The sequence below is a fragment of the Chryseobacterium shigense genome, assembly GCF_900156575.1.
GTDB lineage: Bacteria > Bacteroidota > Bacteroidia > Flavobacteriales > Weeksellaceae > Chryseobacterium > Chryseobacterium shigense.
This window is the reverse complement of record NZ_FTNY01000004.1, coordinates 639,865-655,390: the sequence shown is the minus strand read 5'-3', so window position 1 is coordinate 655,390 and position 15,526 is coordinate 639,865. Positions and strand designations below refer to the sequence as shown.

The following is a 15,526-nucleotide window of genomic DNA, read 5'->3' as shown; positions in this document are numbered from 1 at the left end:
TGTATAAAATGTATTATTATTGTGAAATTTTTACAAAAAAATATTTGAATGGATATATTAATAGTGAAAAAATTATTAGATTTGTGTAATTATTAAAATATTAGCGTATGAATTAAAAAACTATTCTTTTCAATACAGATTATATGTAAAATGGATGTTTTAAATTGATATTTGAACACCAAAATAAGAAACACTACAATTACTTTATACTATTGTTATCATTAAATTTAAAAAAATATGAGTGGATTTTTACTCTGTAAAATGAGCAGGCCCTTTAGGGTGCTCATAACATTGCTTTGTATGGTCTTCGGGCTGTTCACACAAGCACAAACAGTTACAATTGGTACAGGAACAAGTACACAAAGGTATCCTTTGAGTACCTACTACGGATTCCAAAGAGACGCGTCACTTTACACAGCTGCAGAAGCGAATATTCCTGCGGGTGGAAGTGTTCTGTCCATAGCATGGAATGCAACAGTAGCCACAAGTATTGCTACTCCGGTTAAGATTTATTTAAAATCTGTTCCGGCTGCAACCACTACGATTACAGCTCAAAACTGGGCTACTGCAACCACCGGTGCTACTTTAGTGTACAATGGGACAATCAACAGCATCCCTACAGGATGGAATACCGTCACGCTTCAAAACCCTTATTATTATAATGGGACAGAAAACCTGATGGTATTGGTTGAAACAAACTATGGCGGTGGCGGAAATGGAACTTCAACAGGAAATTCCTTTACCTATTCCACGAGTGCATCGAAACATATGTATCTTGAAACAGATACTACAGCGCCAACTGGCAACGGAACAGTGGATGGAAACAGACCCAATGTTCAGCTAACCTTTGGGCCACCACCTTCTTGTTTACCCCCTATAGGGCTAACTTCAGGAACTATAACGGCAACGAGTGCACCCATTAGCTGGACTGCACCTTCTGCGGTACCTGCAGGAGGATATGATGTATATTACAGTACAACAGCTACAGCCCCAACGGCTGCAACTCCACCTACACAAACGGTGACTACAGGAACTGGGGTAACTCTTTCTCCATTAGTCCCTAATACAACCTACTATGTGTGGATAAGATCAAGATGTAGTGCGACTGACCAGAGTACATGGGTAGGACAATTAACGTTGACTACACCACCGTCATGTATAGCTCCTACAGCATTGACTTTAGGAACGGTAGTACCAACGAGTGCCACAATCAGCTGGACGGCGCCTTCACCTGCTCCTGCCAACGGATATGAAGTTTATTACAGTACTTCTGCTACAGCACCTACAGGTGCAACGGTACCTTCACAGACGGTTACGGGAACCACTGCAACACTATCTCCATTGACTGCCAATGGTACTTACTACGTATGGGTAAGATCGAAATGTAGTGATACAGACAAGAGTACATGGACAGGACCTATGACGGTACTTACCGGATATTGTACACCTACAGGAGGAACTACAACGACTTATTACCTGAGAACGGTTAACACAACAGGAGCAATTACGAATTTAAATTATTCAGCGACTTCCTATTCAGGTTATGTTAACAGTACAGCTTCAGTGATTTCAGCTTTGCCAAGCAACACGGTAACGATGAATCTGAATAGTGGAACCAGTACCTATTATTATTATGTTTGGGTAGACTGGAATAATAACATGAACTTTAATGATCCGGGCGAGACCGTTTTGGCAACGACTACTTATGCTACCAATGGAACTGCAATTATCAATATTCCTGCAGCACAGGCTCCAGGCAACTATAGAGTAAGAACAGCAACATCTTGGTCTGGTGCTCTTACTTCTTGCGGACAAGCTACTTCTGGGAATTATGTAGATTTTACATTAAATGTTATTGCTTTACAACCTTGTAGCAGTGCGCCTCCAGGAAACATCACCGTTTCAAACATTACCCCGACTACTGCTCAGGTAAGCTGGTTGCCTTCTACTGGAGCAACTTATGTATTGCGATATAGAGTTGCCCCTTCAGGAGCATGGACTACCGTAAATATTACGGCACCACTTTCAAGCAGCTATCCGATACCAGGTCTTACAGAACAGACTCAGTATGAAGTTCAGATTGCTACAATCTGTGGAGGAACTACCGGAGCATTCTCTCCAAGTACGACCTTTACAACGCCAGCGATATCTTATTGTACTTCTGCTTCTACAAGTACTACCATTGACGGTTTCATCAGCAAGGTTTCTGTAAACCCGACTGCTGCCATACCAATGACCAGTACTTCAGATTTCAGCAATTATACTGATTACAGTACAGATCCTACAAGGCTAGTTACTTTGGTAAGAGGACTGCCAAGCAATACCGTTACTGTAGAAAAAAGCTGGCCGGGAACACAATGGTCGTTCGGAACCGGAGTTTGGATTGACTTTAACAGAAACGGAATTTTTGAAGCTTCTGAACAAGTATTGAATTCACCAAGTAATACAACCTCTCCTGTAACCGCTATTTTTCCTGTGCCTAATGCTGCGGGGGGAGTGTATATGGGGAATCTTACAACCCGTATGCGTGTAGCGATAAGAGAAAGTGCTACTGCAGCTGCTTGTGGAACTTTCACTTGGGGTGAAGTAGAGGATTATGCTGTGAAGCTTGTAGATCAGCCTGCTTGTACTACAGCTCCACCTACAAATATTACCGTTACCAACCTTACAGCTACTACTGCTACCGTATATTGGATGGGCGCTGCGAATGCTACCTACACCATCAGATGGAGAGTATCTCCTAGCGGAGCATGGACCACTCAGGTTTTGGCTGCCGGAGTAAACAACTATACAATCCCTGGACTTACTGAACAGACTAAATATGATGTACAGGTATCTACAACATGTGGAACTTCTACAGGAGCATTTTCTGGAACGGTACAGTTTACGACACCACCACTTTCTTACTGCCCTATGACAGGTACAGGAACGAACGATCACATTTCAAATGTAACGCTTACGTCCTCTAATCCTGGAGTACCAGTAATGAATAATACAACAGTACAGACGAATTATACAAGCTATACAACACCTCAAACACTGATCACTCTTGATGCAGGTTCTGCCAATAATAAGCTTTCCGTATCAAAAGGATGGACAGGTGCTACAAGCAATGTTGCTGTTTCAGCTTGGATAGATTATAACAGAAACGGAGTTTTTGAAGCATCAGAACAGATCTTAAACTCACCAGCAAGTACAGCCACTCCTGTTACTAATAATAGTTTCACGGTTCCTGCAACTGCTTATACAGGTCCGCTTACTACGACTATGAGAGTTGTTCTTAAACGTACCAGTGCTCCGGTATTATGCCAGAACGCAGTTAACGGTGAGGTGGAAGATTATGCTGTGAGAATCAGACCATGTAGTAATGGAACTCCAAACCAACCTGGAATCACGACTACGTACAATTCTGCTACCCTTACTTTCTCAGGAGTTGCCAATACCGTGACTTATCTTGTGAGATACAGACTTGTAGGACCTCCTCCGGGAGCTTGGACCCAAGTATATGCTTCTGCTTTACTTAACAACATTCCTCTTGTATTGACAGGTTTAGCGCCGGCTACTAACTATGAAGTTCAGGTTGCCGCTGTGTGTGGAGACGTTCCGGGTGCATTTACAGCACTTAAGCCTTTTGTAACAAGATGTGATCCTACCCCTCCAAATGTTACGGTAAGTGCTATTACTACAAATTCTGCACTCATTACCTGGGCACCGCTTGCAGCAAGCTCTACGTATACATTAGAATGGAGAAAAGTAGGAGCTACAGTTTGGACTCCGGTTACCAATATTGCTCCTCCTACCAATACCTACCAATTAACAGGTTTGGATCCTTATACAAAATATGAGGTAAGAGTGGCTAACAAATGCGTTGGAGAAACAACTCTTAACCCTTATTCAAATCCGAAGGTATTTACAACGGAAAGAACTTGTGAGCTTCCTCCTCCGGGACTTACTATTCTTCAACTTTTCCCTACATGGGCTGAAGTTACATGGGAAGGTTTCCCTGGTGCCACTTATATCCTAAGATATAGAAAAGTAGGTATTCCTAGCTGGACAAATGTTCCTCTGACTACCAATACTTATACAATAACAGGATTACTGGAAGAAACGAAATATGAAATGCAGGTAGTAAATGTTTGTAACGGTACGCCGGGTACCTATACTCCGCCGTATTATTTCACAACACCTACTGTAGTCTATTGCCAGATGGGGTCTCAAAATTCTGTAAATGAGCATATTGCTAAAGTTACAGTAACGCCAAGCGGCAGACCTAAGATGGAAAACGCTTCAGGACCTTCCAGCTATACAGATTATACAGGAGTACCTGATACATTCATAGAAATGGTTCAGGGATCAACAGGAAATCAGATCACGATTGAGAAAAAATGGAACGGAACCAATCATGACGAAGGAATTGCAGTATGGATTGATTTCAACAGAAACGGATATTTTGATCTTGATGAAAGAGTATTTACATCACCTCCGAATACAACAAGTCCTGTTACAGGAACATTCAATGTACCGGTAGATGCTTATGTAAGCATGACAAACTACAAGTATGTGGTGATGAGAATTGCACTAATGAGAGATGGAGTTCCTGTGAATTGTACTAATTTTGCTAACGGTGAGGTAGAAGATTACTCTGTAAGAATCGCTAAGCAAGGAGTGCCAAACTCTGTTAGCCAAACTGACATTATGATTTACCCTAACCCGGTAAGCACAGTATTGTATGTGAAAAATATCAGCAAAAAAGCGAAGTATAAGATCTACAATTCTGCAGGACAGGTAATCGGTGACGGTATCTTGCTAAACAACCAGATCAATGTAAGTAAACTGATCAGCGGGATTTATGTAATAGATATTGAAGACGATGGTAAAACAGTTCAAAAGAAATTTATTAAAGAATAATATTTAAATTTCAAATATAGGAAGCCCTCAGAAATGAGGGCTTTTTTATTATTAAAAAACCTCGTCAGAAAAATCTAACGAGGCTATATTTATTCTATACTGAAAACGATCCGTTCGGTTTGTTCCTTAAGATCCTCCAGGTTGGTGTTGTTGTAAATAATACAGTCTGCCAGCTTGATCTTATCCTTTTCAGGCATCTGCTTTTCCATGACGGACTCTACTTCACGGTAGGTCTTTCCGTCTCTGTCCATGACCCTTTTGGTTCTGATATTATCTTCTGCAGTGACCAGAAGAGATTTGTAGCATTGTCTGTTTAGTTTTAATTCAAACAATAATGCGGTCTCTTTGAAGACTAAATATTTAGTCTGTTTTTTCAGCCACTCTTCAAAATCAATCTTTACAGCGGGATGAATGATTTCGTTTAATTCATGAAGCAGATCTTTATTGTTAAAAACCTTTTCTGCTACATATTTTCTATCATAAAGGCCGTTTGAATCATAAGCTTGTTCACCTAGTAATCCTTTGATCTTTATTTTGAGTTCTTCACTGTCGTTCACAATGGTTTTAGCCCTGTCATCGGAATAGTAAACCGGGAATCCAAACTCTTCAATAAAATGGGCTACAGTAGTCTTTCCTGAGCCTATACCACCGGTAAGCCCAATGATCTTGGGTGATGGTTCCGGTTCTGCTTTCTGTGTCTCTGAATGTAATTCTTCCATAATCAAAAGTTAATATCCAAAAACGTCATTAAAACTGTGGATCTCGTCTAATCTTACCCCTTTTTCGGTCATTTTAAGGCTCGCTAATTCATTGTGGGCATCGTGTTCAAAGAACAGTAAATATTCATTATCTACGCATTGTTTCAGGAACTTTCCTTTTTCTTCCATAGTCAAAAGAGGTCTGGTATCATAGCCCATCACATACACCTGGTTGATGTGTCCTGCTGTAGGAATAAGGTCTGCGGCGAAAACAATTGTTTTTTCCTGGTATTGGATTACCGGAAGCATTTGCTTTTCCGTATGTCCGTCTACAAAGATAACATCCATTTTCAAATCAGGGGCAAAACCGTAATTTCCTGTTGTAGGTAAAGGTAAAAAGTTAAGTTGTCCACTTTCCTGTATCGGAAGGATATTTTCCTTCAGGAAACTTGCTTTTTCTCTCGGATTAGGCTCCGTAGCCCATTTCCAGTGATTATCGTTGGTCCAGAACTGTGCATTTTTAAAAGCAGGTCTGTATCCTGTTCTGTCGTCGTTCCATTCGATAGCGCCTCCACAATGGTCAAAGTGAAGGTGAGTAAGGAAAACATCGGTGATATCCTCTTTTACAAAACCGAATTTCTTTAAATTTTTATCTAGACTGTCATCTCCCCAAAGAGAATAATGACCAAAGAATTTATCATCTTGTTTATTGCCGAGACCGCAGTCTACAAGAATCAGTTTCTTGCCGTCTTCTATCAGCAGGGATCTTGTTCCCAGTTCGATCAGGTTTTTTTCGTCTGCAGGATTGGTTTTTTCCCACAAACTCTTTGGGACGACTCCAAACATGGCACCGCCATCCAGTTTAAATTTTCCACATTGTATTGGATATAATTTCATATATATTTTGATTATTATTTCTTTATTAATTTCATTTTTTCAGCGATCTTTTTACCATTCTCATCTGAATTTTCAAGCTCGGAAATGATATTCTGAAAATCATGCTCCTTTCTGTTCTGGGAAAGTTTCTGCTTGATGAATATTTCCGTAGGAATGATTTTCAGTCCAAAAGCGCCTTTCATTTCCTTTTCTACCAATTCCCTTCCCATATCTTTCACCATTACCGGACACTTCTGAAAACTTTCATATTGAGAAGTTAATTTATCCAGATGCTGGTACAATTCGTCGTGATTCATCAGTTCTACCTTCCCGTGGATCTGTACCGCCTCATAATTCCATGTTGACACATTGATATGATCATACCAGCTGCTTGAAATATAAGCATGAGCACCCAGAAAATCACAAAGTACTTCATCTCCTTCCTTTACTGTTTTTGCCTGAGGGTTCGCTTTCGAAATATGAGTTTCCACATAGATGTTGCTAGGATCATCTTCATTTAGGATCATCATAGAATGAGTGGCCCTTATTTTTTCACCGGAAGAAATGAGTAAAGCAAAAGCATTTTCCCTGATGATTTCTTTCATCAGGTTGTAATCCTCGCTTCTGTATAATTTTGGAATAAACATAGATCGTTAAAATAATTCTCCGGGACTTCTCGGTATGGCTATATTTAAATGTTTATAAGCTTTGTCCGTCACTTCTCTTCCTCTTGGTGTTCTGATAATAAATCCTTCCTGGATCAAAAACGGTTCGTACACCTCTTCCAGGGTTTCAGGGTTTTCTGCAATGGAAGTCGCCAACGCAGAAATTCCTACCGGTTTTCCTTTGAAGTTTTCTATCATCACCCGCATGATCTTGTTATCCATTTCATCTAAACCAAACTCATCTACATTCAGAGAATTCAATGCATATTTGGTAATGTTGATCTCAATTTCACCATTTCCTTTGATCTCAGCGAAATCACGGACTCTCCTTAGCAAAGCATTCGCAATTCTGGGAGTTCCACGGCTTCTTCTCGCAATTTCTATGGCTGCATCTTCATAAATCTTACTTCCTAAAACGCGTGAACTTCTCTGGATGATCATCGATAAAAGCTCTACCGAATAATATTCCAGTCTGCTCTGAATCCCGAATCTCGCCAGCATCGGTTTCGTCAGCATTCCGCTTCGGGTAGTTGCTCCTACTAAGGTAAAAGGATTCAGTCCGATCTGGACACTTCTTGCATTAGGCCCGGTTTCTAGCATTATATCGATCTTATAATCCTCCATCGCAGAATACAGATATTCCTCCACGATAGGAGACAGACGGTGAATCTCATCAATAAAAAGAACGTCATTTTCCTCCAGATTGGTAAGTAATCCTGCTAAACTTCCAGGTTTATCCAAAACAGGACCGGAAGTGATTTTGCAGCCTACACCAAGTTCATTAGCAATGATATTGGCTAAAGTGGTTTTACCCAGACCCGGCGGACCGTGCAAAAGAACATGATCGAGAGCTCCACCCCGTCTTTTGGCAGCACTCACGAAAACTTCAAGGTTTTCCAAAGTTTTTCTCTGCCCGGCAAAGTCTTTAAAACTCTGCGGACGGATCTGCTCCTCCTGCATAAGCTCTTCATGCGAGTAGTTTTCCTTATCTGGATGTAAAAAGTCTGGCATTAATTCATTTCATTTACCTCAAAGATAACAAATTTAGACTAAGGTTGAGGGGTGGACTGAGAAATTTCAGGGATTGGAAAAAGGGATTACGCAGGCTGGGATAGAGGCTGAGGTAAAGACTAAGCCTTATTTAGATGGAGGATATTGATATATTTTAAGTATTTTTGAGAGGAAAAATTAATTATAAACAAGCTTAGCTTAATCTTTGATCAATGAAATTAATAGGACCTTTCAAACAAATTGTAACATTGGCCAATCTCCCTTTAAGAGGAAAACTTTCCGATGAACAAATTGATATTATTGTAGACGGAGGAATTGTAGTGAATGACGGTATAATTCAGGAAATTGGAAATTTCGAAACCCTTAAATCTTATCATCAGAATATACCTGTTGAAAATATAGAAGGTGAGCAGGTTGCTCTTCCGGGATTTGTAGATTCTCATACCCACATCTGTTTCGGAGGCAACCGGGCAAATGATTTTGCTATGCGTAACGCTGGAAAAACATACCTGGAAATAGCTGAAAGCGGTGGTGGAATCTGGAGTTCTGTACAACATACGAGAAGTGCTTCAGAAGAGGAATTACTAAAGACTTTACTCGAAAGAATCAACTTTCTGATCTCATTGGGAATCACAACGATTGAAGTGAAAAGCGGTTACGGATTAGATGTGGAAAACGAGCTGAAAATGCTCAGAATCATTAAAAAAGCACAAAGTTTTACCCAGGCTAAACTGGTTCCTACCTGTCTTTCTGCCCATCTGAAGCCAAGAGATTTTGAAGGAAGTAATGAAGAATACTTACATTATATCATCACCGAAATCTTGCCTAAGGTAAAAGAAGAAGCGCTGGCAACGCGTGTAGACATATTTATCGAGAAATCGGCATTTCAGCCGGAAGAAAGTAAAGATTTCCTTCTTAAAACTAAAGATTTAGGTTTTGATATAACTGTTCATGCAGACCAGTTTACACCGGGAAGTTCAAGAATTGCCGTAGAAGTAGGAGCGAAATCTGCAGACCATCTGGAAGCTACCATTGATGAAGATATTGAGTTTTTAGCAAAATCAGATACGGTAGCAACAGCACTTCCGGGAGCAAGCTTAGGATTAGGCGAAAAATTTACACCAGCCAGAAAACTATTGGATGCGGGAGCGATCGTTGCTATTGCCAGCGACTGGAACCCCGGATCTGCACCCATGGGAAATTTAATTACCCAAGCCTCTATTTTGGCCACATTTGAAAAATTAACAACTGCTGAAGTATTGGCAGGAATGACCTTCCGTGCAGCATATGCTTTAGGTCTTGAAGACATAGGAAAACTGGAAACCGGTAAAAAAGCAGATTTTGTAACTTTTAAAACGGATAATTTCCAGAATATACTGTACAACCAGGGAAGTCTGAATGCTGAGCATATTTATATCAACGGAAATCTGATTCATTAATTTATGGGATTATTTGATAAGCTGCTAGGTAAAAAACAGCAGGAAAAAGGAACAAAAACCTACCATGAGTTTTGGGATTGGTTTTTGACAAAAGAAAAAACTTTTTTTGAGGTTGTAAAAGACAGAGAACATATTGAAGAAAACTTTTTCGATATCATGTCTCCTGAACTCGCCAAAGTAAACGATGGCTATTATTTCCTTTCGGGAATGGTGGATGATGATACAGCGGAACTTATCATTACGGTAGAAGGTGATGTGAAAAAAATAATTTTCGCTGAAGAATTGATTGCCGCTGCCCCAAAGATTGCTCATTGGAAATTTACCGCTCTTAAGCCCGAAACAAATATTGAAAATGTCGGGGTCAGAATCAACGACTGTGAGTTTACAAAAAATAATATTTACTTTTATTCCAATGACATTGAAGGGTATCCGGATGAGATTGATCTGGCCTTTGTTTATGAAGATCTCAACGAAGACAACAGAGAATCCGCTACGACAGGGATTTGTATCTTTCTGGATAACTTCCTGGGGGAGCTGAATTTTGCCACTCAGATCGATACCTTTAGCATAATCGGTACAAATGAAGCAAATCAAGAACTTATTCCAATAGAAAAATTAAGAGATTTTCTTCTGTGGAGAGAAAGAGAATTTATTGAAAAGTATAAAGATTCACAGATTGTAGAAAGTGAAGACCAGTTTTCAGTTCTTGAAGCCACTTTAGAAAACGGAATGCCACTCATGGCTACAGTTAATGCTTCTCTGTTAGAATACGATGCAAAAGCTTCCTATCCATGGATCTCTGTTCTGAAGATTTCTTACGATGGAAGTAATAATAGTGGTTTTCCTGAAGAAAAGGATTACAATAAAATGAATGCTCTTGAAGACTATGCGGCAGAAACACTTACGCCGAAAAACGGACATTTATATATCGGGAGAGAAACAGCAGACAATTCCAAAAGCATTTATTTTGCAAGCAAAGATTTTAGACAGCCCTCCAAAGTTTTTGATCAGATCATTAAAGAAAATCCTGAATATAAAATTTCACTTGAAATTTATAAAGATAAATACTGGCAAAGTTTTGAACAATACAACGTTAATTAAAACAAATTCATTTCAGGGAAGGACCAAGTAGAGAGGATTAGAGCCTTTGATTTTTATTTTTTTATATAAGTTTTCTTATATTGTGACCCCATTACTGTTGATTCATCGTTTAAAACAGTAATTTTCTATAGTTCTTAAGTACATCCCTGATAAGGAAAATAACGCAGTCATATTATTCTTTGAGTACTTCTGCCAGGGCTATGCCAGGTGTCTGTCAATATTAATACGAAAAATAAATGTGATGAAATTTAAAAATGTACAATCTACTTTTAATAAAGGGGTGACGATCCCAAGTCTGATTTTTATTATTGGAACATGTTTTCTTTCAGCTCTGTTTCCAAAGCCGACGGAAAATATTCTGAATCAGATTAAACAGTTCATATTTGTCAATCTGAATTGGATATATGTCTGGGCCGTCACTCTGTTTGTGATCTTTTTAGTCTACCTGCTGTTTAGTAAATATGCGAATATAAAACTGGGAGCGAACGACAGTAAACCGGAGTATTCCTTCTTTTCATGGATTTCAATGCTGTTTGCAGCCGGAATGGGAATCGGACTGATCTATTTTAGTGTAGCCGAACCTATGCAGCATTATTCTTCCGAAGTTTTTGCCGATAATCATTATGTGAGCCGCGCTAAACAGGCACAGTTATATACTTTTTTTCATTGGGGAATTCATGCCTGGGCCATTTATGGAGTGGTAGGACTTTCCTTAGCTTATTTCGCATACAGATATAGATTACCCCTTTCATTACGAAGCTGCTTTTATCCATTGCTGAAAGATAAAATTAATGGTAAATGGGGAAATGCCATTGATGTATTTGCCTTATGCTGTACCTTCTTTGGATTGACAACGACTTTAGGATTTGGAGTCGTACAGATCAGTTCGGGATTAAATATACTTCATATCACCGCAGAAAATAGTTTTACCAATCAGGTGATTATTGTTATCAGCCTTATTTCTCTTTCTGTTTTTTCAGCGATTAGCGGAGTTGATAAAGGCGTAAAGATTTTAAGCAATATTAATGTAATGAGTGTCATTGTACTCTTGCTTTTTGTTCTGATATTGGGGCCAACCGTATATCTGATCGGAAGCTTTACAGATGGATTGGGAAACTACATCAATAATTTTTTCAATCTCACATTCAACACCCATGTTTATGAAAAAAATGCGTTGCCGTGGTTTTATGACTGGACCATTTTATACTGGGCCTGGTGGATTTCATGGTCGCCTTACGTAGGTTTATTTATCGCAAGAATTTCTAAAGGAAGAACCATCAGGGAATTTATTCTCGCTGTATTGGTACTTCCTACTTTATTCAATTTTATTTGGATGTCCGTATTCGGAAACAGTGCTATCTGGTTTGACCTGAATGTTGCCAACGGAAAGTTAAGTGCGCTGGCGTCCGATCCAGATGCAGTAATGTTCAGATTTTTAGAGTATATGCCTTTCTCAACCATCACCGGATTTTTTGTGATTGCCATCATTATCATCTTCTTTGTAACCTCTGCCGATTCGGGAATATTTGTCATGAACAGTATCGCTACTAAAAATGCCAAAAAATCTCCCAAATGGCAAATTATATTCTGGGGTGTTTTACTGGCGGTCCTTTCCCTGTTACTATTAAATGCAGGAGGATTGAAGGCGCTTCAAAGTATGACCTTAATTACCGCTTTACCCTTTTCAATCATTGTACTTTTATTCATCGTAAGCTTAATGAAGGCACTTATTATTGATCAGAAATATTATGATACCAACTTTTCTGCGTCTACCGTTCCGTGGTCGGGGGAATTTTGGAAAGAACGTTTAAAAAATATTGTTTCCTTTAAAGATAATGCTTCAGTCGATCATTTTATTAAAGTTAAAACAAAAGAAGCCTTTACAGAGCTGCAGCAGGAATTTGCGGCCAATGGAATCGAAGCCAAAATAAACTCATATGAAAGTCCCGTAAGAATAGAAATAGAGATTCATCAGGGAGTTGTCAATAATTTCATATACGGCGTTGAAAATAAGGTGAAAACGGTCTCTGAATACATGATCAATGAAGAGAATCTTCCGGATTTGGATGACAGTAAAACCCATTATCCAAGATCCTATTTTGGAGATGGAAGAGAAGGATATGATGTGCAGTACTTTACAAAGAACGAACTGATTTCTGATGTACTCAAGCATTACGACCGATTCCTGGAAATAGTTTCGGAAGAGCGCAATGAAATGTTCATTAGCAGTAATGCCAATGAGAAAAAAGAATGATCTGAAATGCGTATATTACGTGAATGACAGATGTCATAAAGCGTTTTTGAAATTGAGCACAGGAGCACTTTAATATCTAAACAATATTATTTAGATTTACCAGATAAAACGCTGTAATTAAAATTTAATTGAAAATCTATGTTTCAGGACACTTGGCAAGGCAGATTAGACGGAGAAGAACTTCTTTTCCACAGAATATTTCAACGGGTTAAGGAAGAACGTAACTATGACAATATTGTAGCAGATGATTTTGTACTGCACGGTTTTGCCGTAGATGAAGGAGTGAGAAGAAATAAAGGAAGACAGGGCGCAAAAGATGCTCCGGATGTGATCCGAAAAAATATGTCTAATTTTCCTGTCATCCGCCCGGATTTTTCCCTTCTTGACTTTGGGAATGTAACCTGTGAAGACGGTGACCTGGAAAGCTCCCAAAACAGTCTTGCTAAAAATGTATCAAAAGTACTGTTAAAAGGCGGAAAATCAATTGTTTTGGGTGGAGGCCATGAAGTGACTTATGCTCACTATTTAGGGGTGAAAACAGCATTTCCTGAACAAAAAATCGGAATCATCAATATCGATGCCCATTTTGATAACAGACAGCCGGAAAATGGAGTAGGAGCAAGCTCAGGAACGGGATTCTGGCAGATTGCACAGGAAGGAGAGATCAATTCACTGCATATCGGGATTCAAAGAAATTCAAATACCCTGAAACTGTTTGATACAGCCCATCAGTATGGAATGAAATATATTCTTGCCGATGAACTGTTTTTTGAAAATCTTCCATCCATCTATGAACGCATTAATGAGCTTGTGGAAAGTGTAGATGTTCTGTATCTTACCATTTGTATGGATGTCTTTAATGCTTCCATTGCCCCGGGAGTTTCTGCTTCCGCTTACAATGGCATTTTTGCAGATATCCCATTTATGCATTTATACCGCCATATTTTAAAAAGCAAAAAATTGATAGCACTGGATGCAGCAGAAGTTAATCCATCACTTGATATTGAAGACAGAACGGCAAGACTCGCCGCATGTCTTATGAATGAATGGTTTATGATCTAAAGGTAAAATTATATTATTTTAATAGAGAAAATCATTTCTTTTTTTTAACCCTTAAGGAACAAAATTTGTTACTTTCACAATGCTTTTAGAATAAAGGCATTAATAAATTCATTTTTGAATTTAAAACAGAAATTATATTATGGAACAGTTAATTGAAAATAAGCTTATTCAAGCAGATAAGACATTTTCAGAATGGAGAAAAGTACCGTTTGAAGATAAGCAAAAGCTGATCAGAAAGGCGGCAGAAATTTTAAAGAATAATTCGGAAAAATTCGGCAGCATCATCACGACTGAAATGAATAAACCTATTTCAGAGTCGATTGCTGAGGTGGAAAAATGTGCTTTGATGATGAATTATTATGCAGAGGCTGAAAATATTTTAAAACCTGAAAAGATTGAATCTGAATTTTCTTATTCTGAAGTTCATTATGTTCCAAAAGGGGTAATTTTAGGAGTCATGCCATGGAATTTCCCTTTCTGGCAGGTATTGAGATTTGCTGTACCAGCCATTTTAGCCGGAAATACAGTAGTTCTGAAACACGCTTCAATTTGTTTTGGAAGTGGGAATGCAATTGCAGAGGTTCTTCTGGAAGCAGGTTTTCCGGAGGGTGTTTTCCAGAATCTGGAAGTAGGGCATACCGCTGTGAAAGAAATTCTTGAACACGATGCAGTAAGAGGGGTGAGTCTTACAGGCAGTGGAAAAGCGGGGGGTGAAGTAGCTTCAATCGCTGGTTTAAATATCAAAAAATCTTTATTGGAATTAGGAGGAAGTGATGCTTTCATTATTTTTGAAGATGCAGATTTAGATGCAGCGGCAAAGGCAGGAGCGAAATCCAGACTTCAAAATTGCGGGCAAACCTGTACTGCCGCTAAAAGATTTATTATCGATGAAAAAATTGAAGATGAATTTTTACCAAAATTCATAGAAGAATATAAAGCGTATGAAGTTGGGGATCCTTTCAATAAGGAAACCAAATTAGCGGGAATGGCAAGACCAGACCTGGCTGATGAGTTGGAAGCTCAATTCAACAGAGCATTGGAAGGTGGTGCTGAAATTATTATTCCTTTGGAAAGAATTTCTGACAATGAATTTAAACCTGGTTTAATTCGCGTTCAGGAAGGAAATCCTATTTTAAAAGAAGAACTTTTTGGACCTCTGGGAATGGTGATGATCGCTAAAAGTGATGAAGAAGCTCTGCAAATGGCGAATGATATTCCTTTCGGACTTTCAAATTCCGTTTGGACGAAGAAAGCAGACCGTCAGTTATTCTTTATCGAAAACCTGGAATCAGGGACGGTAAATATCAACAGAATGACGAGCTCTGATCCACGTTTTCCATTCGGTGGAAGCAAAGATTCGGGGTATGGAACAGAGTTGTCTTTATTAGCTTTAAAAGAGTTTGTCGTGGCAAGAACGATCGTGGGAAACTAGCTGTATGATGTAAAATGTATAAAGTATAATGTATTAATTTAATTTACAGTCATTTAATATAAAAAATCCCGGAAATATCT

General features: G+C 38.9%; 10 protein-coding genes. 6 read left to right on the top strand and 4 right to left on the bottom strand.

All coding sequences use genetic code 11. The features are described from left to right. The first annotated feature begins 237 nt into the window (after window positions 1-237). Entirely contained in the window at window positions 238-4,908 is a 4,671-nt protein-coding gene (locus BW964_RS16515; protein WP_084175950.1) for a GEVED domain-containing protein, read from the top strand. An 89-nt stretch (window positions 4,909-4,997) separates the two neighbouring features. Here BW964_RS16515 and coaE read toward each other — a convergent pair whose 3' ends face one another. From coaE to ruvB, 4 genes are read right to left on the bottom strand one after another with little or no spacing between them, the layout of a single operon-like run. Then, entirely contained in the window at window positions 4,998-5,627 is a 630-nt protein-coding gene (gene coaE / locus BW964_RS16510; protein WP_076508778.1) for a dephospho-CoA kinase, read from the bottom strand. 9 nt (window positions 5,628-5,636) lie between these two features. Then, window positions 5,637-6,503 (bottom strand): MBL fold metallo-hydrolase, encoded by an 867-nt coding sequence (locus BW964_RS16505; RefSeq protein WP_076508776.1) that lies wholly within the window; start codon window positions 6,501-6,503, stop codon window positions 5,637-5,639. Between the two features lie 14 nt (window positions 6,504-6,517). Continuing rightward, entirely contained in the window at window positions 6,518-7,129 is a 612-nt protein-coding gene (locus tag BW964_RS16500; protein ID WP_076508775.1) for an FMN-binding negative transcriptional regulator, read from the bottom strand. A 6-nt stretch (window positions 7,130-7,135) separates the two neighbouring features. Then, complete coding sequence (gene ruvB, locus BW964_RS16495) at window positions 7,136-8,158, bottom strand: Holliday junction branch migration DNA helicase RuvB (protein WP_073329578.1); 1,023 nt, start codon at window positions 8,156-8,158, stop codon at window positions 7,136-7,138. Window positions 8,159-8,370: 212 nt separating this feature from the next. Between ruvB and hutI the strand changes: the two genes are divergently transcribed. From hutI to BW964_RS16470, 5 genes are all read left to right on the top strand, one after another. Continuing rightward, complete coding sequence (gene hutI, locus BW964_RS16490) at window positions 8,371-9,597, top strand: imidazolonepropionase (RefSeq protein ID WP_076508773.1); 1,227 nt, start codon at window positions 8,371-8,373, stop codon at window positions 9,595-9,597. Between the two features lie 3 nt (window positions 9,598-9,600). Then, window positions 9,601-10,698 (top strand): DUF695 domain-containing protein, encoded by a 1,098-nt coding sequence (locus tag BW964_RS16485; protein ID WP_076508772.1) that lies wholly within the window; start codon window positions 9,601-9,603, stop codon window positions 10,696-10,698. Between the two features lie 241 nt (window positions 10,699-10,939). Continuing rightward, a complete protein-coding gene (locus BW964_RS16480) occupies window positions 10,940-12,952 on the top strand; it encodes a BCCT family transporter (protein ID WP_165789196.1) in 2,013 nt (670 codons plus the stop codon). Window positions 12,953-13,090: 138 nt separating this feature from the next. Further along, window positions 13,091-14,014 carry a formimidoylglutamase gene (hutG, locus tag BW964_RS16475; RefSeq protein WP_076508769.1) on the top strand — a complete coding sequence of 308 codons (924 nt, stop codon included), beginning with the start codon at window positions 13,091-13,093 and terminating at the stop codon, window positions 14,012-14,014. Between the two features lie 139 nt (window positions 14,015-14,153). Continuing rightward, entirely contained in the window at window positions 14,154-15,446 is a 1,293-nt protein-coding gene (locus BW964_RS16470; RefSeq protein WP_076508767.1) for an aldehyde dehydrogenase family protein, read from the top strand. The last annotated feature ends 80 nt before the right edge of the window (window positions 15,447-15,526 follow it).

Excerpts from the sequence above, each read along its gene's own strand:
- BW964_RS16500 (WP_076508775.1), bottom strand. The coding sequence starts at position 7,129 with ATGTTTATTCCAAAATTATACAGAAGCGAGGATTACAACCTGATGAAA.
- hutI (WP_076508773.1), top strand. The coding sequence starts at position 8,371 with ATGAAATTAATAGGACCTTTCAAACAAATTGTAACATTGGCCAATCTC.
- BW964_RS16485 (WP_076508772.1), top strand. The coding sequence starts at position 9,601 with ATGGGATTATTTGATAAGCTGCTAGGTAAAAAACAGCAGGAAAAAGGA.
- hutG (WP_076508769.1), top strand. The coding sequence starts at position 13,091 with ATGTTTCAGGACACTTGGCAAGGCAGATTAGACGGAGAAGAACTTCTT.
- ruvB (WP_073329578.1), bottom strand. The coding sequence starts at position 8,158 with ATGCCAGACTTTTTACATCCAGATAAGGAAAACTACTCGCATGAAGAG.
- coaE (WP_076508778.1), bottom strand. The coding sequence starts at position 5,627 with ATGGAAGAATTACATTCAGAGACACAGAAAGCAGAACCGGAACCATCA.
- BW964_RS16515 (WP_084175950.1), top strand. The coding sequence starts at position 238 with ATGAGTGGATTTTTACTCTGTAAAATGAGCAGGCCCTTTAGGGTGCTC.
- BW964_RS16505 (WP_076508776.1), bottom strand. The coding sequence starts at position 6,503 with ATGAAATTATATCCAATACAATGTGGAAAATTTAAACTGGATGGCGGT.
- BW964_RS16480 (WP_165789196.1), top strand. The coding sequence starts at position 10,940 with ATGAAATTTAAAAATGTACAATCTACTTTTAATAAAGGGGTGACGATC.
- BW964_RS16470 (WP_076508767.1), top strand. The coding sequence starts at position 14,154 with ATGGAACAGTTAATTGAAAATAAGCTTATTCAAGCAGATAAGACATTT.